Source organism: Streptomyces asoensis, assembly GCF_013085465.1.
Taxonomy (GTDB): Bacteria; Actinomycetota; Actinomycetes; order Streptomycetales; family Streptomycetaceae; genus Streptomyces; species Streptomyces cacaoi_A.
Map to the genome: position 1 here is coordinate 8,939,748 of NZ_CP049838.1, position 20,800 is coordinate 8,960,547.

Below are 20,800 nucleotides of genomic sequence, written 5' to 3' on the forward strand. Positions count from 1 at the left end.
GACCGTGCCGTCACGTTTCGCTGATCACCGTGGAGGTACTCGCCTCCTCGCCCGGACGATCGCCGCCCGGGAAAGTCGCCCGCGCCCGGCGCGGCGCGACGGTGAAGGGAGGACGTCGTGGCCGCACAGCGCCCCGAAGGCCCCGGCGAGAACGGCACGCCGATCCCGCGCGACCCGCCGGACCAGCAGGCCGACGGGCGAGCGGACCCCTGGGACCTCGACGACCCCGAGCCGCCCGGCCGGTCCGACCGGTCCGGCGGGCCCGCGGAGAACACCCCGGACGACGTTCCCGACACCGACGAGGCGGGCACCGGTCGACAGGACGCCCCCCGCGCGGGCAGCGGTCAGTCCGACCACCCCGTACCCGACGAGCCGTCCGACTGAGGAACCCGCGGCGACGACTTGACGAGCGGCGGACGCGGTCATGACCCGGGAGGTAATCGACGCCCCCGGTTCGGGCCGCAAGCATGGACGACGCACCCGGCCACCGCGTCCCCCAGCACGTCAGGAGAACGATCCATGCCGTACTTCACGAGTCCCGTCGACGGCACACGGCTGCACTACGTCGACTACGGGCCCGCCGACGGGCCCGTGATCGTCTTCGTGAACAGCCTGTACTTCGGGACCGAGATGTGGGAGTACCAGATGCTGCCGCTGGCCCAGGAGGGCCATCGCTGCGTGAGCTTCGACCGGCGCGGCCACGGGCGCTCCGACGACGTGTGGGGCGGCTTCGACCTGGACAGCCTCGCAGACGACGTGCAGGGCCTGCTCGACCATCTCGACCTGAGCGAGGTCACGCTCGTGGGGCACTCCCTCGGCACCGCCGAGATCGTCCGCTGCCTGGCCCGGCACGGCGTCGACCGCGTGACCCGGGTGGCGTTGATCGCGGGCATGGCGCCCGGTCCGGCCCGCTCGGCGAACCACCCCGAGGGAGTCGACCCGGAGCTCATACGGGCGGGCACCGAGGCCTTCCGGCGCGACCGCTCCGCCTTCTTCGCCGACGGCGCGCACGCCTTCTTCGCCCTGGACCGGCCGGGCAACGACCTGTCCGAGGCGTACGTCGAGGCCATGATCCGGCGCTGCCATGGCTCCACGGCACGGGCCGCCGTCGCCCTCGGCGAGCTGATCGCCGAACTCGACGTCGCCCCCGAACTGGCCGCGCTCGACCTGCCGGTGCTCGTCGTCCACGGCACCCACGACACCTCCGGGCCCATCGAGCTGACCGGCCGCCGCGCCGCGCGCCTCGCCCCGAACGCCACCCTCGAGGTGTACGAGAACGCCGGCCACGGCCTCTTCGCCACCCACGCCGACCGTCTCACCGCGGATCTGCGGAAGTTCGCGGCCGGGGGCTGACCCGGCGTCCGGCTACGCGAACGCGTTCACCCCGGTCAGCCGCGCCGACAGCTCCCACAGCCGAGCCGCCTGCTCGGGGTCCGTCGCCCAGTCCTTGACGCCGACCCGCTCGCCGTCCGCCGGGGCGGGCTCGGCGATGTCGCAGTCCTCGAGGTAGACGCCGCCCATACCGGCCAGCTGCGGCGAGGTCGCCGCCCACACCTGGGTGGCCGCGCCCTGCTCCGGGGTCTTGAAGCCCTCCGGGTCGAGCACGTTGCCGTCCTCGTCGATCCAGCCGCGGTCCACCATCTCCTGCTTCGGCAGATGCCGCTGGAGGGGCGTGATGATGCCACCGGGGTGCAGGGAGAAGGCGCGGACGCCCCGGTCCCGGGCCAGCCTGTCGAGGTGGCCGGCGAACAGCACGTTCGCGGTCTTGGCCTGTCCGTACGCCTCCCACTTGTCGTAGCCGTCGCGCCAGTGGACGTCGTCCCAGCGCATCCCCGAGAAGTGGTGGCCGCGCGAGGACACGGAGACGATCCGGGCGCCGCCGGGCTCGATCGCCGGCCAGAGCCGGTTGACGAGGGCGAAGTGGCCGAGGTGGTTCGTGGCGAACTGGGCCTCCCAGCCCGGGCCGACCCGGGTCTCCGGGCAGGCCATGATCCCGGCGCTGTCGATGAGCAGGTCGATGGTCCGGCCGGAGGCGAGGAACCGGTCGGCGAAGGCGCGCACGCTCTCCAGGTCGCCGAGGTCGAGGGCGTCCGTCTCGACGCTGTCGAGGCCGGCGAGGTTCTCGCGGGCGGTGTCGGGGCGGCGCGCGGGCACGACGACATGGGCGCCGGCCTTGGCCAACGCGCGGGTGGTCTCCAGTCCGAGGCCCGAGTATCCGCCGGTGACGACGGCCAGCTTCCCGGACAGGTCGATGCCCCGCAGGACGTCGTCGGCGGTGCTCGTGGCGCCGAAGCCCGAGCCGATCTTGTGCTGTGCGGTGTCGCTCATGTCTGGAACGCTACGGATTGGAGTGCACTCGAAGTCAAGTGCTCAGGTGCGAGCGCCTGAGCCGTGCGCGTCCGGGCCGTGCGGGTCCGGGCCGTGCGGACAGAGGAAAGCCCCGACCGGACGGGGGAATCACGGTCGGGGCGGTCTGAGTGTGGGCGCGGATGGCGGTCGCCTCTCGGCGAAAGGCTCCACAGGGCTTCAGCCGAACGATCGTCCCTGTGGGCAGAAGGTGAGGCCCGGGGACACTGTCCCATCCGCACCCACGAATGATTCAACGGAGAACTTCCTATGGGTGTTCCCGGGTCCGCGGCCACGCGCGGTGATGCGTGTCACCCGCCCCGAGGGGGCCCGCGCGGATCACCGGCCCTCAGGCCAGCGGGCTGTCCGACAGGGACGCCAGGAGCTCGGCGGGGTCGGCGTACACCGCTTCCGCGCCCGCCTCCAGCAGGTCGGCGCGGGGGATGCCGCCGCACAGGACACCCACGCAGCGCACCCCGGCCCGGCGGCCGGCCCGCATGTCCCACACGGTGTCCCCGACGAACACCGCCCCTTCGGCGGGCGCCCCGGCCAGCTCCAGCGCGTGTTCCACGGGTTCCGGAGCGGGCTTGCCCTCCTCGACGTCGTCCGCGCTCGCGGTCGCGGCGATGACGTCGTCGGCGTCGATGGCGCGCCGCAGGGCGGACAGCTCGGCCCCGCTCGCGGAGGTGGCGAGCACGACCGTCCAGCCGTCGTCGTGCAGCCTCCGCAGCAGCGGACCGGCGTCCCGCAGCGCCGGCAGCCGGTCGAAGTACTGCCCGTAGAGAGCCTTGTGGGCGGCGCCGATCCGGGCGTCCTCGTCCTCGTCCCGGTCGTCGCCGAGCAGATGGGCGATGAGATCGTCGGATCCCAGCCCGACCGCCCGGTGCACGGCGTGCATCGGGACCCGGTGGCCCGCCTGCCGGAAGGCCTCCCACCAGGTGGTGACGTGCAGGTGGTTGGTGTCGACCAGGGTGCCGTCGACGTCGAACACGGCGGCGCGTGTCATCACGGGTCCTTTCTCTCGAGCCCCCCGGGTACCACCTCAGGCACTCGTCACGCCCGCCGGCACCCGCCCCTCCCGCGTCCAGGCCAGCAGGTCCGCCACCGGCCAGGCGGTCACGATCCGTTCTTCCGGCACCCCGCACTCCTCGGCCCGCGCACAGCCGAGGATCTGCCAGTCCAGCTGGCCGGGCGCGTGCGCGTCGGTGTCGACCGAGAACAGCGCGCCCGCCTCCACGGCCCGGCGCAGCAGCGGGCGCGGCGGGTCGAGCCGCTCGGGCCGGCTGTTGATCTCGACGGCCGTACCGGACTCGGCGCACGCGGCGAACACCGCGTCCGCGTCGAACTCCGACTCCGGCCGTCCCCGCCCGGTCACCAGCCGCCCGGTGCAGTGGCCGAGGATGTCGGCATGCGGGTCGCGCACGGCGTTCACCATCCGGCGCGTCATCGCACGGGACTCCATGCGCAGCTTGGAGTGCACGGACACGACCACCACGTCGAGCCGCTCCAGCAGCTCCGGTTCCTGGTCCAGCGACCCGTCGTCGAGGATGTCGCACTCGATGCCGGTCAGCAGCCGGAACGGTGCCCAGGTCGCGTTGAGCTCCTCGACCACCTCCAGCTGCCGGCGCAGCCGCTCGGGCGAGAGCCCGCGGGCCACCGTCAGACGGGGTGAGTGGTCGGTCAGCACGGCCCACTCGTGGCCGAGCGCGGCCGCCGCCCGGCCCATCTCGTCGATGGGGCTGCCGCCGTCCGACCAGTCGGAGTGGACATGGCAGTCGCCGCGCAACAGTGCCCGCAGCCGGGCCCCCGCCCCGTCCGTGAGCGGCCGGCCGGCCTCGCCCTCCAGCTTCTCCAGATAGGACGGCACCTGCCCGGCGAGCGCCTCACGCACCACCTGGGCGGTCTTGGGGCCCACGCCCTTCAGCGACTCCAGCGTCCCGTCGGCCGCCCGCTGCGCGACCTCCGCCGCGGGCAGCGGGGTCAGCACACGGGCCGCGGTGCGGAAGGCGCGGACCCGGTAGGTCGGCGCCAGGGACCGCTCCAGCAGGAAGGCGATCCGGTCCAGGGCTTCGACGGGATCCATCGCCACCTCCTGGCTCCAGAGTTCCCCACCCGCGCGCGGACCGCACCAGGAAATCGGAGGATCCGTACCGGCAGGTTCCGTTTTATCCTCTATGTCATGACCGAAATCGCGAGCCTCCGCATCTCCCACCCTCGGATCATGGTGCTCGGGGTACAGCCGGGCCTGTCACCGTTCCGCATCGTGGAAATAGACTCCGAAGTGGTCGGTGAGGCGAGGGACGTGACCGACGTCCTCGAGATCGCCGCCGCGTACGGCATCACGGTTCACGACCTCGACGACCCCGATGTCGTGCGATGGGTGGGCGGGGGCAAATACACCTGGACTCCGCGCTGACGGCGGTCAGGCTCCCTCGCGGGCGCCCCGTCGCAGGTGCCGTTCCCGTGCGTGCACCGCGCGGCTCATCCGGCGGCCCACGAGCAGGTAACCGATCAGGGCGCCCGTGGTGTTGAGGATGACGTCGTCGATGTCGAAGGCGCGTCCGGTCACCACCGCGCCCTGGGCGAACTCCACCATCAGCATGACGGTCGCGGTGAGCAGCAGTACGCGCAGCAGCCCGCGCGCCCTGGGCGCGACCACCGGTACCAGCACGCCGAAGGGCACGCCGAGCAGTATGTTCCCGCCGATCTGCTTCACCGCGTCACGGAGTTCGGGCTGGTCCAGGTAGGCGCGCAGGGAGTCGCCCGGACGCAGGTTGGAGTGCACCAGTGCCGCCGAGGCGGGTGACGGCTCCAGTGTGAGCCGGGCGAGCACGACGGCGAACGCCACCATGAACGCGAAGGCGAACAGCATCGCCAGCAGCCGGAGCGGGAGCGGCAACGGCCGTCGCTCGGCGCGCGCCGCCTTCTTCGACGAACCAGGCTTGGGGCGGGACTTCGGGCGGGACTTCGGGCCGGATTCCGGGCGGGATTCCGGGCGGGATTCCGGGCCGGATTTCGAGCGGAACCTGAAGGGGGAACTGCGCTTCGGGCCCGACTTCCCGGCCCCGTTCTTCGACGGGGCGGGCTCCTCCGTCCTGGTGGCGCGTGGGCGGAACACGGCAAGCGGACGTAGAGCTGCACGGGCCATTCGGTCCTCCAGTCTTCAACTTCCCTGCGTGGTAGCGCGATTACCCCCGAACGGCCGAGGGATGCGGTCCGTCGAGCGGGAGCGGCCGGCCGGGGGCCGTGGGCAAGGCCGCGCCGCCCCCGGTCCGGGCACCCTGCGTAGCTGGTCAGGTGTGGTACGTCACCTTCACCTCCGTGAAGCCGAGAGAGCGCAGCAGTCCCTGGAGCATGTCGGTGGTGTTGGTCTCGGCGCGCGCGATCAGTTCGCTCTCCTTCGCCGCCTCGCCGATGTGTTTGACGGCCAGTTTCTGCACGGCCTGCTCACCGCTCGGGTTGTCCGAGAAGAGGTCACCGAGGCGGTCGAACAGTCCGCGCTGCTTGGAGACCGCGTAGGAGCGGTCGGGGTCGAGCGCCGGTTTGCCGAGCAGGGCGTGCGGCAGCCGGAGCGTGGCCGAGGTGCGGTCGTCGTCGACGGTCACGTCCTTGTCGCCGACCTTGCCGAGGTCGACATAGGCGTCCACGGTGCCCGCCCCGACGTACAGGGTGCGGGTGCCGCGGATCGCGTCGGGGAGGTACTTGGCGTCCTTCTCCAGGTCGACGACGACCTGGAAGTTGCCGGAGGCGGCGTCGTACCGGCTCATGTCCTGGATGGATTCCAGCAGGGCGGGGCCCGAGCGGTCATGGGTCTCGGTGCCGAAGAAGTCGCGCAGTCCCGGCAGCAGGCTCAGCCGGATCCCGGCGAACATCACGACGAGTACGACCACGACGGCGGTGAGCACCTTGGCCCAGCCGGGCATGCGCCGGGGGAGGCGTGTGGTGGGCTTCTCGGGCTTGGTGTCAGTCGTCATGCGACGGCCCTCCTTCCTGCTGTCCGGATGCCCGTCAATTGCCCTGTCAGACCGCGCTGTTGACAACCTGTGACAGTGGCGGCACGGATGACCGGCCGCCCGGGTGAGCGGGCCGGAGCCTGCCGCGAGGTCGCCCCGGGACGCCGGGTGACGGCCCCGACCTGCCGACTCGGTGGCCGGTCGGCCGTGGCGACGACGTCCGCCGCCGCGACCGGCGCGGTTCCGGCCGCTCCACCCGGTTGGCCGCTCGGAGCGGTCCGAGGCCCAGCGGCGGACGGTGACCTGTTTCCCCGGGGTCCGGGGGGCTCCTGGTGACTTCGAGTGACGCGGGGGGACTCCCGCGCACTCCTGAGGGTGGGCAGAACGGACCCGGTCCGTAGCATGAGAGCTCCCCGCCCCAGCCGGACATGATCAGCGAGGAGCCGATCGTGCGAGACATCTCCGTGTTCAGCGGCAGTGCCCACCCCGAGCTGGCCGCCGAGGTCTGTGCCCACCTCGGCGTGCCCCTGAGCCCCACCCGACTCAGCAGGTTCGCCAACGACTGCCTGGAGGTCCAGCTTCAGGCGAACTGCCGGGAACGGGATGTCTTCCTGGTCCAGCCCCTGGTCCGGCCCGTGCAGGAGCACCTCGTCGAGCTGCTGCTGATGTGCGACGCGGCCCGCGGGGCGTCGGCGGGCCGGATCACCGTCGTCATGCCGCACTATTCCTACGCCCGCTCCGACAAGAAGGACGCGCCCCGCATCTCCCTGGGCGGACGCCTGGTCGCGGACCTGATGGCGGCGGCCGGCGTCCACCGGGTCCTCACCATGACCCTGCACTCTCCCCAGGTGCACGGCTTCTTCTCGATGCCCGTGGACCATCTGCACGCCCACCGGGAACTGGCCGCCCACTTCCGCCGCTACGACCTCACCCGCACCACCGTGGTCTCGCCCGACCTCGGCAACGCCAAGGAGGCCGCCGCCTTCGCCCGGATGATCGGCGCCCAGGTGGCGGCCGGCGCCAAGCAGCGGTACGCCGACGACCGGGTCAGTATCAGCGCCGTGATCGGCGAGGTGGCCGGGCGGGACGTCATCGTCCTCGACGACGAGATCGCCAAGGGCAGCACGGTCCTGGAACTACTCGACCGGCTGAGGGAGTTGGAGCCGAGGTCGATACGGGTGGCGTGCACGCACGGCCTGTTCGCGGACGGTGCCCTCAAGCGGCTCAGCGAGCAGAGCGACGTGCTGGAGATCGTGTGCACCAACACCGTGCCGGTGCCCGCAGAGGAGCACACCGACAAGCTGCGGATCCTGTCCATCGCGCCCGCCCTCGCGGAGGCCGTGCGCCGTATTCACAACGGTGAGTCCGTCAGCGCCCTGTTCGACGCGGCGCGCGGCCAGTAGCCAGGAACCGGGACCGGGGCTGGGGCCGGGGCTGAGAGTGGGACTGGGGACTGCGGTGGCACTGGGAGGAGCGCTTCGAGCGCCGTCATAACGTGCCGGAGGTGGCCTCGGGCTGTTCCAGGGCCGCGTCCAGCGTCGTGGCGGGCGGCAGCAGCCGGTACAGCCCCGTGGCCCGCAGGATCCGCAGGGTGAGCCGATGGGTGCAGACGAGGTGCAGATGCCCGCCCTGGTCGAGGACGCGGCCGCGGGCCCGATACAGCAGGCGCAGCCCGGAGCAGTCGAAGAACTCGATCCGGCTCAGGTCGATCACGATCCGGGGCGCCGGGCCACCGGTCGCGTCGTCGAGGTGCGGGGTGATCTCGGTCGCGGCGACGATGTCGATCTCGCCGCGGAACTCCAGCACCGTGTACCCCCGGTCCTCGCGGACGCGCAGATGCGGGGTGTCCGCTGCGGGTTTCTCCAGCACGACGACATCGCCTCCAACCCGCTCCACCGGTCGGGAGCCTCCAACGGCCGGGGAGCAGACAGCAGTTCCCCGCCCCAGCAAGTTACCCCCGATCGAGTGAATTCCAGCATGTTCGATTGACATATGTCTTCGAAATGCAACCGACTCTGCGGGAGTTTTTTCGCGCCGTGAGCGAAGGGGGTGCGCCGAGTCCTGCGACAGGGTGCGCCGAGTCCTACGACAGTGCGTGCCATGCCTTGGAGAGCGCGATGCGCAACTGCTCCGCCTGGTGTGCGGTGAGCTCCCGCACCATGCGCTCCTCCAGCTCCCGCACCGGCCCGGCGTGCCGGTCGAGCAGCTCGCGCCCCTCCGCGGTGAGCAGGATCAGCAGCTCGCGCCGGTTGCGCGGATTGCGTTCGCGGCGGATGAGGCCGCGCGTCTCCAGGGAGCGCACCAGGTCGGCGATGGACTGGGCCGTCACGAAGGAGTCCCTGGCCAGCTGGGCGGCGGACAGGCCGTCGTGCCGCTCCAGCACGGTGAGCGCCGTGTACTGGAGGGCCGTGATCCCCGACGGCTTGACCAGCTCGTCCAGGTGGGATCGCACGACCAGCTCCACCTGCTTCACCATGTAGAGCAGGGACGGGGGTGCCTTGTGGGGCTGAGGTGCGGAAGCTGCCTTGGTTGTCTGGGTGCCGGCCATGAGTCCGAGCGTAGACCATTGACAGGAAACCTGTCTGTAATGAGACTGCGGACCAACAGGAATCCTGTTTGTTGAAATCTTGGCGACGATGCTGAGGAGTGGTGATGACCACCTTCGAGATCGACCCCGGTCGGCTGTTCATCGGGGGGCAGTGGCGCGAGGCCGCGGACGGAGCGCGGACCGAGGTGGTCGACCCGTCCCGGGGCACGGTCGTCACCACCGTCGCGGAGGCGGGCGCCGCCGACGTCGACGCAGCCGTACGGGCCGCGCGCGCGGCCTTCGACGCCGGGCAGTGGTCCGGACTGAGCGGCCGGGAGCGCGGCCGCGTCCTGCTCCGGGTGGCGGAGCTGATCCGGGCGGAGGCCGACGAGATCGCCCGGCTGGAGAGCCTGGACGTCGGCAAGCCGATCACCCTGGCGCACGCGGTCGACGTCACGAACGCGGCCAACGACTACGAGTACTTCGCCTCCCTCGCCTTCTCCCTGGACGGGGCGACCCGCGACACCCCGATGAACGCCCTCGCCTACACCAAGCGGGGCCCGGTCGGTGTGGTCGCCGCGATCACCCCGTTCAACTTCCCGCTGATCCTGGCCGGTTCGAAGATCGCCCCGGCGCTCGCCGCAGGCAACACGGTCGTCCACAAGCCCGCCGACGAGACCCCGCTCAGCGCCCTGTACATGGCGGGACTGTTCCAGCGGGCCGGCGTCCCCGACGGGGTGGTCAACGTCGTCACCGGCGCCGGCCCGGTCGCCGGCGAGGCGCTGCTGCGGCACCCCGGCGTGGACAAGATCGCGTTCACCGGCTCCACCGCGATCGGCCGGCACGCCGCGAGCGTCGCCGGCGAGAACCTCAAGCCGGTCACCATGGAACTCGGCGGCAACGCGGCGCACATCGTCTTCGAGGACGCCGACCTGGAGAAGGCCGTCGGCGCGGTCATCAAGGGCTTCGTCTTCAACACCGGCCAGTTCTGCATGGGCGGCCCGCGTCTGCTGGTGGCCCGCCCGGTCTACAGCACCCTGCTGAACATCCTCGCCGAGGCGGTCCCCGGGGTGCCGGTCGGTGACCCCCGGCAGGTGGAGACCGTCGTCGGCCCGATGGCCGGGGAGAAGCACCTGCGCAAGGTCGAGGAGTACGTCGAGCTGGCCCGCAAGGAGGGTGCCCGCATCGTCTGCGGCGGCGAGCGGCTCGACCTCGACGGCGGCTACTACTACAAGCCCACCGTGATCGCCGACCTCGCGAACGACTCCCGGGTCGTCCAGGAGGAGATCTTCGGACCGGTCCTCACCGTCCAGCCCTTCGACGACGAGGACGAGGCCGTCACGCTGGCCAACTCCACGCCGTACGGCCTGGCTTCGGGCGTCCAGACCGGCAACCTGGCCCGCGCCCACCGCGTCGCCGACCGCCTCCAGGCCGGCATCGTCTGGGTCAACGACTGGGCGATGCTCGACCCGGCCGTCCCCTTCGGCGGCGTCAAGGACTCCGGCTTCGGCCGCGAGTACGGCCCCGAGGCGCTCAACGCGTACACCAAGGTCAAGTCCGTCGTCGTCTCGCTCGACTGAACGCGCCGCGAAACACAGGGAGTTCAACCGATGTCCATCACCACACGCGCCGCCGTCGTCGAGTCCGGCGGAGCCCCCTTCACCCTGTCCGACGTCGTCCTCGACGACCCCGCCCCGCACGAGGCGGTCGTCCGTCTGGTGGCGGCCGGGCTGTGTCACACCGACCTCGGTGTGGCGAGCGGCGGGCTGCCCTTCCCGCTGCCCGGAGTCCTCGGCCACGAGGGCGCGGGCGTCGTGGAGTCGGTCGGCTCGGCCGTCACCGGGGTGGCACCCGGCGACCATGTCGTGCTGTCCTTCACCTCCTGCGGCGACTGCCGCAACTGTCACGGCGGCCATCCCGCCTACTGCGCCACCTGGCTGCCGCTGAACCTCATCGGCGGCCGCCGCGCCGACGGCACCAGCACCATCAGCCGGGACGGCGAGCCCCTCGGCGGCCACTTCTTCGGCCAGTCCTCCTTCGTCGAGCGGGCCCTGGTCGACGAGCGCAGCCTCGTCAAGGTCGACCCCGCCGTGCCCCTGGCGTCGATCGCCCCGCTGGGCTGTGGCGTCCAGACCGGTGTCGGCGCCGTCTGGAACGTGCTGAAGCCGGCGACCGGCAGCACGATCGTCGTCCTCGGCGCGGGCGCCGTCGGCCTGTCGGCGGTCATGGCGGCCGCCCTCACCCCGGCCACCACGATCATCGCGGTCGACCGGGTCGCCGAACGCCTTCAGCTGGCCAAGGAGTTGGGCGCCACGCACACCGTCGACGCGAGCGGGACCCCGCTGGGCGAGGCGGTCGCGGAGATCACCGGCGGACAGGGTGCCGACGGCATCGTGGAGACCACGGGCAACACGGCCGTGCTGCGCCAGGGCGTCGACGCGCTCGCCGCCCGCGGCACCCTCGTCGTCGTGGGCGCACCGCCCTTCGGCAGTGAGGTCGCCCTGGACGTCAACGGGCTGCTGGGCGGCAAGCGGGTCGTCGGCCTCACCCTCGGCGACAGCGAGACGCAGTCCTTCATCCCCGCCCTGGTCGAACTGGTCAAGGCGGGGCGGCTCCCGCTGGACCGCCTGATCGCCACCTATCCGTTCGCGGACATCGACCAGGCGGTGCAGGACATGACCGCGGGCAGGACCATCAAGCCCGTGCTGCTGTTCTGACGGCTCGTCAGGCTCGTCCGGTTCGTCGGTCGACCGTCAGGACCAGCTTCCCGGTGGTCCGGCCGGTGTCGCCGAGCGTGTGAGCCTCGGCGGCATCGGCCAGCGGGAAGGTCCCCGCGATCGTGGCGCGCAGCTTGCCCGTCTCGACCAGTTCGGCGATCGTCCGCATCCCGGCCCGGTCGGCGTCCACGAGCATCCGCACCGCCCGGACGCCGAGCCGCTCCGCCTCCTCGTGGAACTCGATCGACCCCACCGGCAGGATCGACACCACGATCCCGCCCGGTCGCAGCACGCGCAGGGACCGCACGGAGGTGTCCCCACCCAGCGTGTCGAGGACCACGTCGACGTCCTTCACGGCCTCCGTGACGTCGTTCTCCCGGTAGTCGATCACCTCGTCGACGCCCAGCTCCCGCAGGAAGTCGTGCTTGCCCGCGCTGGCCGTACCGATCACATACGCGCCGCGCGCCTTGGCGATCTGCACGGCGACATGGCCCACGCCGCCCGCGGCCGCGTGGATCAGTACCCGCTGCCCGGCCTCGAGGCCGGCGTTCTCCACCAGGGCCTGCCAGGCGGTCAGCGAGACCAGCGGCAGCGCGGCCGCCTGGACGTGGTCGATCCCGGCCGGCTTGTGCCACAGGGCACGGACCGGGGCGACGGCGTACTCGGCGTGCGAGCCGTGGCCGAAGGGGTACGGCAGCATGCCGAAGACCTCGTCGCCCGGCGCGAAGGCGGCCACGCCGATGCCGACCGCCTCGACGGTCCCGGAGAGGTCCCAGCCCAGGACGAAGGGCGGCTCGCCCAGGAGCCCGCCCGTCGCGCGGTGCTTCCAGTCGGTCGGGTTGACGCCGGCGGCGCGCACCCGGACCAGTACCTCGTTCGGACGCGGCGCGGGCCGCTCCACTTCCACTTCCTTCAAGACCTCGGGGCCTCCGAGGATGTCCTGGCCGACGACGCGCATGGTGTTCACAGTGCTCATGGTGAACCAGCCTGCCGGGCCGCGCCCGACCGGGAAATGGCAAGATTGCCAAGCTTCGATAGGATCGTGCCATGCAGGCACAGCAGCGCAGGCACCGGGTGGTCGTCCTCGCCCTCGACGGCGTCTATCCCTTCGAGCTCGGCATCCCCAGCCGGATCCTCGGCGCGGCCGACGGCCACTACGAGACCCTGACCTGCTCGGTCGACGGCCGTCCTGTCCTGACCAACGCCGACTTCACGATCGGCGTGCAGCACGGTCCTGAGGTGCTGGCCACGGCCGACACCGTCGTCGTCGCCCCCGTGGCCTCCGACTGGATCACCGCCGAACTGCCGGACGGGGTCGCCGAGGCGCTCGCCCGGATCCGCCCCGACGCGCGCATCGTCTCCATCTGCACCGCCGCGTTCGTCCTCGCCGCCGCCGGTCTCCTCGACGGCCGCCGGGCCACCACCCACTGGCAGGTCGCCGAGGCGTTCAGCCGGATGTACCCGCAGGTCGACCTCGACCCGGACGTCCTCTTCGTCGACGACGGCCGGGTGCTGACCTCGGCGGGCGCCGCCTCCGGCGTCGACATCTGTCTGCACCTCGTCCGCAAGGACCACGGCAGCGAACTCGCCAACAAGGTGGCCCGCCGCTGCGTGGTCCCGCCGTTCCGCGACGGCGGCCAGGCGCAGTACATCGAACGGCCCGTTCCCGAGACCGGCCCGGCGAGCACGGCGGCCACCCGCGCCTGGGCCCTGGGGCGCCTCGGCGAGCCCCTCGCCCTCGCCGACCTCGCCGCGCACGCCCGGATGAGCCCGCGCACCTTCGCCCGCCGCTTCCACGACGAGGCGGGCATCAGCCCCGGCCGGTGGCTGATCCAGCAGCGCGTGGTGCACGCCCGGCACCTGCTGGAGGCCAGTGACCTCTCCGTCGACCAGATCGCCGGCCGGGTCGGCTTCGGCACCGGCGCCTCACTGCGCCAGCACCTGCACGCGGCCATCGGGGTCTCCCCCCAGGCGTACCGCAGGACGTTCCAGACGGCCCGCTGAACGTTCCGGGTCGCCGCCGCGTCACAGGAGCGGGCGCGACAGGGCGACCGTGGGACGGGAACGGGGGCGGTTATGCGTGCACGGTTCGTGGCGTCGGGGCTGCTGGTGGTACTGGCGGCCGTGGGATGCGGTGCCGGGGACGAGAAGGACGTGGTCGTCGAGGGAACGCCCCCGGCGACGCCGTACGCCGGTCCGCTGGACATCGTCACGAAGGAGCTGGACGAGAGCACGCCGGAGGCCTTGCGCAGCGCGTCCGGCGCCGCGGGCCGGGCGCTGGAGTGCGAGGGGGAGATCTCCTGGGGCGGCGGGCCGGACGGATGGAGCGAGCGCGACGGCGGTGACACGCCGGAGGAGGGGCTGCGGCTCTACTTCGACATGTTCGAGCCGACGGGCCCGCACTCCGGCTTCCGGGTGGAGCGCGAGGAGGCGGACCGTGTGCTGTTCTCGTACGACGTGGCCGGGCGGACGAAGGTCGCGGTCGTCGTCGCCCGGGACCAGAAGGACCGGCCGGGCTGGGGTCCGGAGACCAACGCCTCCTGTGATCCGGCCGAACTTCCCGCGAGCGTCACCGACTCCGGCGATCCGGAGATCTGGACCGACCGGCAGGGTGAGCGGGTCGCGACCACGACACTGAGCAGCTACCCCGGTGCCGAGCACTGTGGCTGGCAGTCGGCGCACTTCCTGGAGATGGGCCGGGGCGAGGACCACCGGCAGTACGTCCGCGACCCCGACGGCGTGATCGAGGAGGACCTGCTGACCTCGCCGTACGACGGCGACGCCGCTCTGCCGGCCGACGCCCACGACACCGGATACCGCTACGGCGACCGGTGGTTGTGGCTGACGGACGACGCCTCGACGGCGTACGTCCGCACCTCCGACGGCGTCGAGGCCTGGCCCCTGGCGAAGGACACGGTGGCGTGCATGTGACCGCCGGTCAGCGGCTGGCGTGCAGCGCGACCAGCAGCTGCCACACCTGGTCGGCGATCTCACCGGGCGTACCCGCGAGGTCGCCGTGCAGCCAGTCCGCCAGCACCCCCGCGAAGGTCGCGGCGACGGCCGAGGCGACCAGGGGCGCGTCGGCGGCACCCGCCCGTTCCCGTTCCCGCAGGCTGTAGGCCCGCAGGTCCCGGTGCAGCACGCGGCCGAGCGGTCCGCCGCCGCCCGGCGCGAGCAGGGTGCGGTACAGCGCGGCGTGCGGCGTCAGGGAGCCGAAGAACTCCGGCAGCGCGGCCGGCGCCCGTACCGGGTCGGGCCGCCCCTGCCAGGCGTGCAGCGCTTCCACGGCCTCGCGTACGACGTCCGCGCAGGCGTCGACCGCGAGCGCCTCCAGGTCGGGATAGTGCACGTAGAAGGTGGCCCGGCCGACCCCCGCCCGCCGCACCAGCGCGGCGACGCCGACCTCCTCCAGCGGCCGCTCGGCGCATTCCTCGAGCAACGCCGAGCGCAGCCTCGCCCGGGTGCGGGCCGCGCGCGGGTCCTCGGGCTCGCCGCGGGTCACTGCGCGATCAGGGCGGCGGCCAGGGCGAGCGCGCCGGGCAGGGCCTGCGCGACCAGGATCCGGCGGTTCGCCGTGGCCGCGCCGTACACGCCGGCCACGATCACGCAGGACAGGAAGAACACCTGCGCCCGGAAGCCGGTCGGGTCGGCCGCGATCAGCCCCCACACCAGGCCCGCCGCGAGGAAACCGTTGTAGAGCCCCTGATTGGCGGCCAGCGCGGCGGTCCGCTTCGCCATCTCCGCGTCCAGGCCGTGGAACGACATCCCCGGCTTCTTCTGCCACAGGAACATCTCCATCACCAGGATGTAGAGATGCAGTGCGGCCACCAGAACGACCAGCACGTTCGCCAGGATCTCCATGGTCTCCCTCAATTTCTTGGACAGGTGTCCACTATAACGGGACACCTGTCCAGGAAGTCCAGTCGCCGGTGGGACTCGTGGCCCCCAGGGCGGAACTCCTCGTGCGAAGCGGGCGGCGACGGCCACACTGAAACCATGACGCCAGCACCCGCACGCCCCGCGAAGCAGCGCAAGCTCGACACCCTCCACCGGCTGGAACACGACGTCGACGCGTGGGTCGCCACGGCCGCCGAAAGCGGTGCGGCCCCCTATCTGGTCCCTCTCTCCTTCGTCTGGGACGGCGCGACCCTGCTCTTCGCCACACCCGCCACCAGCCCCACCGGCCGCAACCTGCTGGCCACCGGTGTCGCGCGCATCGCCGTCGGCCCGACCCAGGACGTCGTGATGATCGAGGGCACCGCCGCGGCCGTGCCGCCGGTCGAACTGCCGGAGGAGGACGCCGAGATCTTCGCGGGCAAGACCGGCTTCGACCCGCGCGAACTGGCCGCGCCCTACCTGTACTTCAGGGTCCTCCCCGACCGGATCCAGGCCTGGCGGGCGGCCGACGAGATCCAGGGGCGGGAGCTGATGCGGGACGGGACCTGGCTGGTGGCCGACTGAAACCGGGGTATCCGCAAGGTCCGGGGGGCGGGAGTCGCCCGCCCCGGTTCCGGACCTCGCGGAGGAGACGACGACATGGCATTGGTGAAAGCGGGCGTTGTGGTGCTCGACTGTGCCGAGCCCGAGAAGCTCGCCGAGTTCTACAAGGGGCTGCTGGACGCCGAGGAGATCGTCGCGTCCGCCAACCGCGTGGAGATCAGGGGCGCCGACGGGACCCGCCTGGCCTTCCGGCGTGACGTGAACGCGACCCCGCCGAGCTGGCCCCGCCCCGAGAACTCCTTTCAGGCCCACCTGGACTTCCTCGTCGACGACCTCGACGAGGTGGAACGCAGGGTCGTGGGTCTGGGGGGCCGCCCCCTGGAGACCAAGGGGGCCCCCGGCCCGCACGAGGAGCGCGGCTACTCCGACCCCTCAGGCCACTCCTTCACCATCCGCCTCGAGCCCCCCACGGCACCGAAGCAGGGCTGAAGCCGGGTACCGGAGCGGCCCGGCCCTCACCCGGACGACGCCGGGGAGGGCCGGGCCGCGGTCAGGGTCGGGCCGGCGGCGCCCCGACGGAGCCCGGAGGGACGCCGCGGGGTCACCGCCGACCGCGGCAGGTCCCGGGCGGGGCGCTCAGTCCCGGCCGCCCTTGTCCTGGGCCGGCCACACTCCCGTGGACCGTTCGATCGCCTTGGCGCCGGTGCGGTCGGCGGCGCTGCGGACCGCCGCGAAGATCGCGCCCTGGACCGCCGCGGCCAGCAGGATCTCGCCCCAGCCGCGGTCCCGGTCCAGGGCGTCCGGAGCGTTGTCCTCGTGTCGTATCGCCTTCCACGCCTTGCGGAACGCGACTCCCGCCAGGGCGCCGCTCGCCCAGCCGAGCACGAATCCGACGGGCTTGTAGGCAAGGGGGAGTTTCCTCTTCTTGGCCACGTGTGTCTCACTCCTTCTTCCGGTGTTGCGTGGATGGGGGGTCTGGTGGATGGGGGGCTCAGGGGCGTCCCCGCGCCGGAACCTCTTCGTCGACACGGACCGGACCGGGAGGTGTCCCGGTGCCGAAAGGACGGCCGCCGAGTTCCTCGCGGTGGTGGGAGGCGCGCCAGCCGGCCAGGTCCGGGCCGAGGGGGACGATCCGGGTCGGGTTGATGCCGGTGTGCACCCGGTAGTAGTGCCGCTTGATGTGATCGAAGTCGACGGTGTCCCCGAAGCCGGGCGTCTGGAAGAGATCCCGGACGTACGCCCACAGGACCGGATTCTCCGTCAGCTTCCAGCGGTTGCACTTGAAGTGGCCGTGATAGACGGCGTCGAAACGCACCAGTGTGGTGAACAGCCGGATGTCCGCCTCGGTGATCGTGTCACCCACCAGGTAGCGCTGCCGGGCCAGTCGGGACGTCAGCAGCTCCAGCCGCCGGAACACACGCGCGCACGCCTGCTCGTACTCGCCCTGCTCACTGGCGAAACCCGCCCGGTACACCCCGTTGTTGACGTCCTCGTACACGTCGGCCATGACCGTGTCGATCTCGTCTCGCAGCCGGTCGGGGTAGAGGTCGGGGGCGCCGGGGCGGTGCAGGGCCGTCCACTCGGTGGCGAGGTCCAGGGTGAGCTGCTGGTAGTCGTTCGTCACCAGCTCGCCGCTGGGCACGTCCACGATCGCGGGCACGCTGACGCCGGTCCCGTGGTCGCGCTCCCGGCGGTCGTACGCCTCGCTGAGATAGCGGATGCCGAGGACGGGATCGCGGCCGTCCGGGTCGAGGGTGAAGCGCCAGCTGCGGTCGTCCTGGATGGGGTCGGCGATCGCCATCGACAGCGCGTCCTCCAGGCCGAGGAGGCGCCGGGAGATCACCGCTCGGCTCGCCCACGGGCAGGCACGGCTGACCACCAGACGGTAGCGGCCCGCCGTCACGGGCCGGCCGTCCCGGCCGTCCGCGGTGATGCGGTCGGTGAAGTGACTCTTGGACCGCTGGAACGCCTTGTGGCCGTACGCGCTGTTGCCGTCGCCCCCGCCGCTCATGGTTCCTCCCGCTGGCGTCGCGTGTTCTCGTGCGTGTCCCGTTCTCGTGCATGTCCTGCTGAACGCGTTCCCCGATTTCCGCCGACGGCACGGTATGAGCTCGACCCGCCTGGGCAGTCGGCGAAGGTGACAGGGACACCTTCAGAGCGCCACACCACACGGACCGCCGAACGGAACGCCGGATCGAACAACGAAAGGGCCGCTGAGGAGAAGGCGCGGGGGAGTGGAGATCGCCCCACCGAGTCGAACGCCGACCGCAGGACCCGCGTCACCGTCCTGGTGGCGCTCGCCGCCAACCTGGTGATCGCCGTCGCCAAGGCCGCGGGCGGTCTGTTCGCGGGCTCGCCCGCGCTGCTGTCGGAGGCGGCGCACTCCGTGGCCGACAGTCTGAACGAGGTCTTCCTCCTCGCCGCACTGCGCCGCAGCCGACGCCCGGCCGACGCACGGCATCCCTTCGGCTACGGCAAGGAACGCTTCTTCTGGTCGCTGCTGGCCGCCGTGGGGATCTTCGTCATGGGCGGCTGTTTCTCCTTCTTCCAGGGGGTCGAGGCTCTCCGGTCGGACGTCGACGAGAAGCTCAGCGGCTATGTGGCGGGCCTGATCGTGCTCGGCGTCGCCTTCCTCGCCGAGGGAGCCTCACTGCTGCGGGCCCTGCACCAGGTACGCAAGCAGGGCGGCGGTGTCGCGGGCCTGCGCGACCCGGCCCTGCGCACGGTCGTCGCCGAGGACGGCACCGCCGTGCTCGGCGTCACCCTGGCCGCGATCGGCATGGTCCTGCACATGGTGACCGGGCAGGTCGTGTGGGAGGCCTCCGCCTCGCTGGCGATCGGCGCGCTGCTCGTCTACGTCGCCTACCGGCTCGGGCGTGAGGCCCGCGACCAGCTCATCGGCGAGGCCGCCGACCCGGAGACCGGCGCGCGGATCCGCGCGCTGCTCGACGCCCAGCCCGAGATCGACAGTGTGGAAGCGCTGTTCACGATGAAGATGGGCCTCGACGCGGCCCTGGTGGCGGCCCGCGTCGACCTCATGCCGGGCCTGGACAGCGAGCGGGTCGAGGAGATCGCCGTGCGCATCAAGCGCTCGATCGCGGCGACGGTGCCCGAGGCCGACCAGATCTTCCTCGATGTGACCGACCGCGGCGCGCGCGAGGCAGCGGAAAGCCCCGCCGCGACGGGGGAACGCGGCGGGGCCTGACTGTCGGGTGCCCGGTGGGGGCACCGTCATGCGTATCCGGGACAGATTTTTCTACGAGGCACTCGAGGACCCCTCGAGTGCCGCTCGAACGGTGCCCGGAGTGACAGCTTCCGGCACCTTCCGTGCCCGGGCGGAGGCCGTCTCAGCTGCCGTGGGCGGGCTCCACGACGAACACCGGGATCTCCCGGTCCGTCTTCTTCTGGTAGTCGGCGTACTGCGGAAACGCGGCGACGGCGCGCTCCCACCACTCGGCCTTCTCCGCGCCGGTGACCTCACGGGCCGTCATGTCCTGCTTCAGGGGCCCGTCCTGGAGCTCCACCTGAGTGTCGGCCTTGACGTTGTGGTACCAGACCGGGTGCTTGGGTGCGCCGCCCAGCGAGGCGACCAGGGCGTACCGGCCCTCGTGCTCGACCCGCATCAGCGGCGTCTTGCGGAGCTTCCCGCTCTTCGCGCCCCGGGTCGTCAGCAGGATGACGGGCAGTCCCGTGTCCTCCAGCGTCGTCCCCTCGGTGCCGCCGGAGCGCTCGTACTGCTCCACCTGTTCGCGCACCCACTGCGCCGGGCTGGCTTCGTACTCGCCTTCGAGAGGCATGGCATCCGTCCCCTTCGTCATCGCGCCACGTCGTTCGCGTCACGTACGTTCCGACTCGCACCCTGCTTCAACACCGGTGGCCGCGAGATTCATCCGCCCGGGGGCCTCCTAGGTCACCATCCGCACGGCCAGCACCGTGATCACTCCGCTCGACACGAGCGCCGTCACCAGCCGTCCTCGGTGGCCGGTCAGCACGCGGCCCAGCAGTGCGCCGCCGCCGGCGAGCGAGACCTGCCAGCTCGCGGAGGCGAGGAAGGCCGCCAGTACGAACACGCCCTGTTCCAGGGGGCCTGCGGACTCGGTGGTGCCGGTGCCGAGAACAAGCGCGGCGAAGTAGATCACGGTCGTCGGGTTGAGGAGGGTGATGCCGAACAGGCTCAGACAGGCCCGGGCCGGGCTCGGCGGAGGGGGTGCGGACCGGGTGTTGAGCCGCCGGGCCCGGTACTGGCGTACGGCCGCCACCGCGCCGCGTGCCGCCAGCGCCAGCAGGACCAGCGCCGAGGCCCAGCGCAGCGGTGCCAGTACCGGCCGCAGCACGGCCGCGACGGCGGAGCCCCCGACGGTGGCGATCAGGGCGTAGAGGCCGTCCGCGAGGGCGACGCCGAGCGCGGCGCACACACCGGTGCGCAGGGAGGTGCGGGCGGTGAGGGAGACGAGGTAGGTCGCGACCGCGCCGACGGGTACGGCGATGCCGTAGCCCGCGACCAGGCCCGCGACGAGCGCGGCCGTCACGGTCGCGCGGTATCGCGCCTCCGGGGACGGCCGGGCTGCTGCTGGCCGCGCGCCGGAAGAGCGGTGGCGGACGTCAGCGGCAGGAGGGCGTCGAATGTGGGCATGGCCGGATCCTGCGGGTGAAGGTGGGGCGGCGGCAACCGGTTTTTCCGCCGCCGTCCCAGGAGTGACGCTTCGGGGCGAATGGTTCCGGCCGAATCGCCCCATTGGTCGATCTGGCCGAACTGTGCGTCGCCCTATAGGTGCCCGGGGCATCCGCTGAAGATCGGCATGACGCACTCTTCGTCT

The 20,800-nt window shown here is 72.0% G+C and carries 25 protein-coding genes; 11 read left to right on the forward strand and 14 right to left on the reverse strand.

What is annotated here, in order from left to right:
• Positions 1-117 precede the first annotated feature (117 nt).
• Complete coding sequence (locus G9272_RS39775) at positions 118-384, forward strand: hypothetical protein (protein ID WP_171401063.1); 267 nt, start codon at positions 118-120, stop codon at positions 382-384.
• 135 nt (positions 385-519) lie between these two features.
• Positions 520-1,353, forward strand: coding sequence for an alpha/beta fold hydrolase (locus G9272_RS39780; RefSeq protein WP_171401064.1), 834 nt, complete (start codon positions 520-522; stop codon positions 1,351-1,353).
• 12 nt (positions 1,354-1,365) lie between these two features.
• On the opposite strand, the gene G9272_RS39785 is transcribed toward G9272_RS39780, so the two are convergent.
• The 3 genes from G9272_RS39785 to G9272_RS39795 form a co-directional block, all read right to left on the reverse strand.
• Positions 1,366-2,328, reverse strand: coding sequence for an SDR family NAD(P)-dependent oxidoreductase (locus G9272_RS39785; RefSeq protein WP_171401065.1), 963 nt, complete (start codon positions 2,326-2,328; stop codon positions 1,366-1,368).
• A 367-nt stretch (positions 2,329-2,695) separates the two neighbouring features.
• Complete coding sequence (locus G9272_RS39790) at positions 2,696-3,352, reverse strand: HAD family hydrolase (protein WP_171401066.1); 657 nt, start codon at positions 3,350-3,352, stop codon at positions 2,696-2,698.
• 36 nt (positions 3,353-3,388) lie between these two features.
• Positions 3,389-4,429, reverse strand: coding sequence for a PHP domain-containing protein (locus tag G9272_RS39795; RefSeq protein ID WP_171401067.1), 1,041 nt, complete (start codon positions 4,427-4,429; stop codon positions 3,389-3,391).
• A 96-nt stretch (positions 4,430-4,525) separates the two neighbouring features.
• Between G9272_RS39795 and G9272_RS39800 the strand changes: the two genes are divergently transcribed.
• The gene (locus G9272_RS39800) at positions 4,526-4,762 is read left to right on the forward strand and encodes a hypothetical protein (protein WP_171401068.1); all 237 of its coding nucleotides are present in this window, start codon (positions 4,526-4,528) and stop codon (positions 4,760-4,762) included.
• Between the two features lie 6 nt (positions 4,763-4,768).
• On the opposite strand, the gene G9272_RS39805 is transcribed toward G9272_RS39800, so the two are convergent.
• Both G9272_RS39805 and G9272_RS39810 read right to left on the reverse strand, forming a co-directional pair.
• Complete coding sequence (locus tag G9272_RS39805) at positions 4,769-5,245, reverse strand: VanZ family protein (protein WP_057604057.1); 477 nt, start codon at positions 5,243-5,245, stop codon at positions 4,769-4,771.
• Positions 5,246-5,639: 394 nt separating this feature from the next.
• A complete protein-coding gene (locus G9272_RS39810; RefSeq protein WP_171401069.1) occupies positions 5,640-6,320 on the reverse strand; it encodes a DUF4230 domain-containing protein in 681 nt (226 codons plus the stop codon).
• A 428-nt stretch (positions 6,321-6,748) separates the two neighbouring features.
• Here G9272_RS39810 and G9272_RS39815 point away from each other — a divergent pair, with 428 nt between their 5' ends.
• Positions 6,749-7,702 (forward strand): ribose-phosphate diphosphokinase, encoded by a 954-nt coding sequence (locus G9272_RS39815; RefSeq protein WP_171401070.1) that lies wholly within the window; start codon positions 6,749-6,751, stop codon positions 7,700-7,702.
• Between the two features lie 85 nt (positions 7,703-7,787).
• Here the strand turns inward: G9272_RS39815 and G9272_RS39820 are convergent, their stop codons facing one another.
• Positions 7,788-8,195 (reverse strand): anti-sigma factor antagonist, encoded by a 408-nt coding sequence (locus tag G9272_RS39820; protein ID WP_171401071.1) that lies wholly within the window; start codon positions 8,193-8,195, stop codon positions 7,788-7,790.
• Between the two features lie 187 nt (positions 8,196-8,382).
• Positions 8,383-8,847: a MarR family winged helix-turn-helix transcriptional regulator gene (locus tag G9272_RS39825; RefSeq protein ID WP_171401072.1), complete on the reverse strand. Its 465-nt coding sequence runs from the start codon at positions 8,845-8,847 to the stop codon at positions 8,383-8,385.
• Positions 8,848-8,951: 104 nt separating this feature from the next.
• On the opposite strand from G9272_RS39825, the gene G9272_RS39830 reads away from it, so the two are divergent.
• Both G9272_RS39830 and G9272_RS39835 read left to right on the forward strand, forming a co-directional pair.
• Complete coding sequence (locus G9272_RS39830; protein ID WP_171401073.1) at positions 8,952-10,406, forward strand: aldehyde dehydrogenase family protein; 1,455 nt, start codon at positions 8,952-8,954, stop codon at positions 10,404-10,406.
• 30 nt (positions 10,407-10,436) lie between these two features.
• A complete protein-coding gene (locus G9272_RS39835; RefSeq protein ID WP_171401074.1) occupies positions 10,437-11,543 on the forward strand; it encodes an NAD(P)-dependent alcohol dehydrogenase in 1,107 nt (368 codons plus the stop codon).
• Positions 11,544-11,550: 7 nt separating this feature from the next.
• Here G9272_RS39835 and G9272_RS39840 read toward each other — a convergent pair whose 3' ends face one another.
• On the reverse strand, positions 11,551-12,519 hold the full coding sequence (locus G9272_RS39840; protein WP_171401075.1) for an NADP-dependent oxidoreductase: 969 nt from the start codon (positions 12,517-12,519) through the stop codon (positions 11,551-11,553).
• 71 nt (positions 12,520-12,590) lie between these two features.
• Between G9272_RS39840 and G9272_RS39845 the strand changes: the two genes are divergently transcribed.
• Both G9272_RS39845 and G9272_RS39850 read left to right on the forward strand, forming a co-directional pair.
• A complete protein-coding gene (locus tag G9272_RS39845) occupies positions 12,591-13,547 on the forward strand; it encodes a GlxA family transcriptional regulator (protein WP_171401076.1) in 957 nt (318 codons plus the stop codon).
• Between the two features lie 72 nt (positions 13,548-13,619).
• Complete coding sequence (locus G9272_RS39850) at positions 13,620-14,474, forward strand: hypothetical protein (protein ID WP_171401077.1); 855 nt, start codon at positions 13,620-13,622, stop codon at positions 14,472-14,474.
• Between the two features lie 7 nt (positions 14,475-14,481).
• Here G9272_RS39850 and G9272_RS39855 read toward each other — a convergent pair whose 3' ends face one another.
• A complete protein-coding gene (locus tag G9272_RS39855) occupies positions 14,482-15,045 on the reverse strand; it encodes a TetR/AcrR family transcriptional regulator (protein ID WP_171401078.1) in 564 nt (187 codons plus the stop codon).
• Complete coding sequence (locus G9272_RS39860; RefSeq protein ID WP_171401079.1) at positions 15,042-15,404, reverse strand: DUF1304 domain-containing protein; 363 nt, start codon at positions 15,402-15,404, stop codon at positions 15,042-15,044. The genes G9272_RS39855 and G9272_RS39860 overlap by 4 nt, the downstream gene beginning before the upstream one ends.
• A gap of 135 nt (positions 15,405-15,539) precedes the next feature.
• On the opposite strand from G9272_RS39860, the gene G9272_RS39865 reads away from it, so the two are divergent.
• Positions 15,540-16,004, forward strand: a complete 465-nt coding sequence (locus tag G9272_RS39865) for a pyridoxamine 5'-phosphate oxidase family protein (protein ID WP_171401080.1) — start codon at positions 15,540-15,542, stop codon at positions 16,002-16,004.
• A 75-nt stretch (positions 16,005-16,079) separates the two neighbouring features.
• On the forward strand, positions 16,080-16,472 hold the full coding sequence (locus tag G9272_RS39870; RefSeq protein ID WP_054241084.1) for a VOC family protein: 393 nt from the start codon (positions 16,080-16,082) through the stop codon (positions 16,470-16,472).
• 147 nt (positions 16,473-16,619) lie between these two features.
• Here the strand turns inward: G9272_RS39870 and G9272_RS39875 are convergent, their stop codons facing one another.
• Together G9272_RS39875 and G9272_RS39880 are read right to left on the reverse strand one after the other, a co-directional pair.
• A complete protein-coding gene (locus tag G9272_RS39875; protein ID WP_171401081.1) occupies positions 16,620-16,916 on the reverse strand; it encodes a DUF4235 domain-containing protein in 297 nt (98 codons plus the stop codon).
• 58 nt (positions 16,917-16,974) lie between these two features.
• Complete coding sequence (locus tag G9272_RS39880; RefSeq protein ID WP_171401082.1) at positions 16,975-17,994, reverse strand: glutathione S-transferase family protein; 1,020 nt, start codon at positions 17,992-17,994, stop codon at positions 16,975-16,977.
• A gap of 276 nt (positions 17,995-18,270) precedes the next feature.
• Here G9272_RS39880 and G9272_RS39885 point away from each other — a divergent pair, with 276 nt between their 5' ends.
• Positions 18,271-19,188 (forward strand): cation diffusion facilitator family transporter, encoded by a 918-nt coding sequence (locus G9272_RS39885; protein WP_253268276.1) that lies wholly within the window; start codon positions 18,271-18,273, stop codon positions 19,186-19,188.
• A 142-nt stretch (positions 19,189-19,330) separates the two neighbouring features.
• On the opposite strand, the gene G9272_RS39890 is transcribed toward G9272_RS39885, so the two are convergent.
• Entirely contained in the window at positions 19,331-19,780 is a 450-nt protein-coding gene (locus tag G9272_RS39890; RefSeq protein ID WP_171401084.1) for a nitroreductase family deazaflavin-dependent oxidoreductase, read from the reverse strand.
• Between the two features lie 108 nt (positions 19,781-19,888).
• Positions 19,889-20,512 (reverse strand): LysE family transporter, encoded by a 624-nt coding sequence (locus G9272_RS39895; protein WP_171401085.1) that lies wholly within the window; start codon positions 20,510-20,512, stop codon positions 19,889-19,891.
• Positions 20,513-20,800 lie beyond the last annotated feature (288 nt).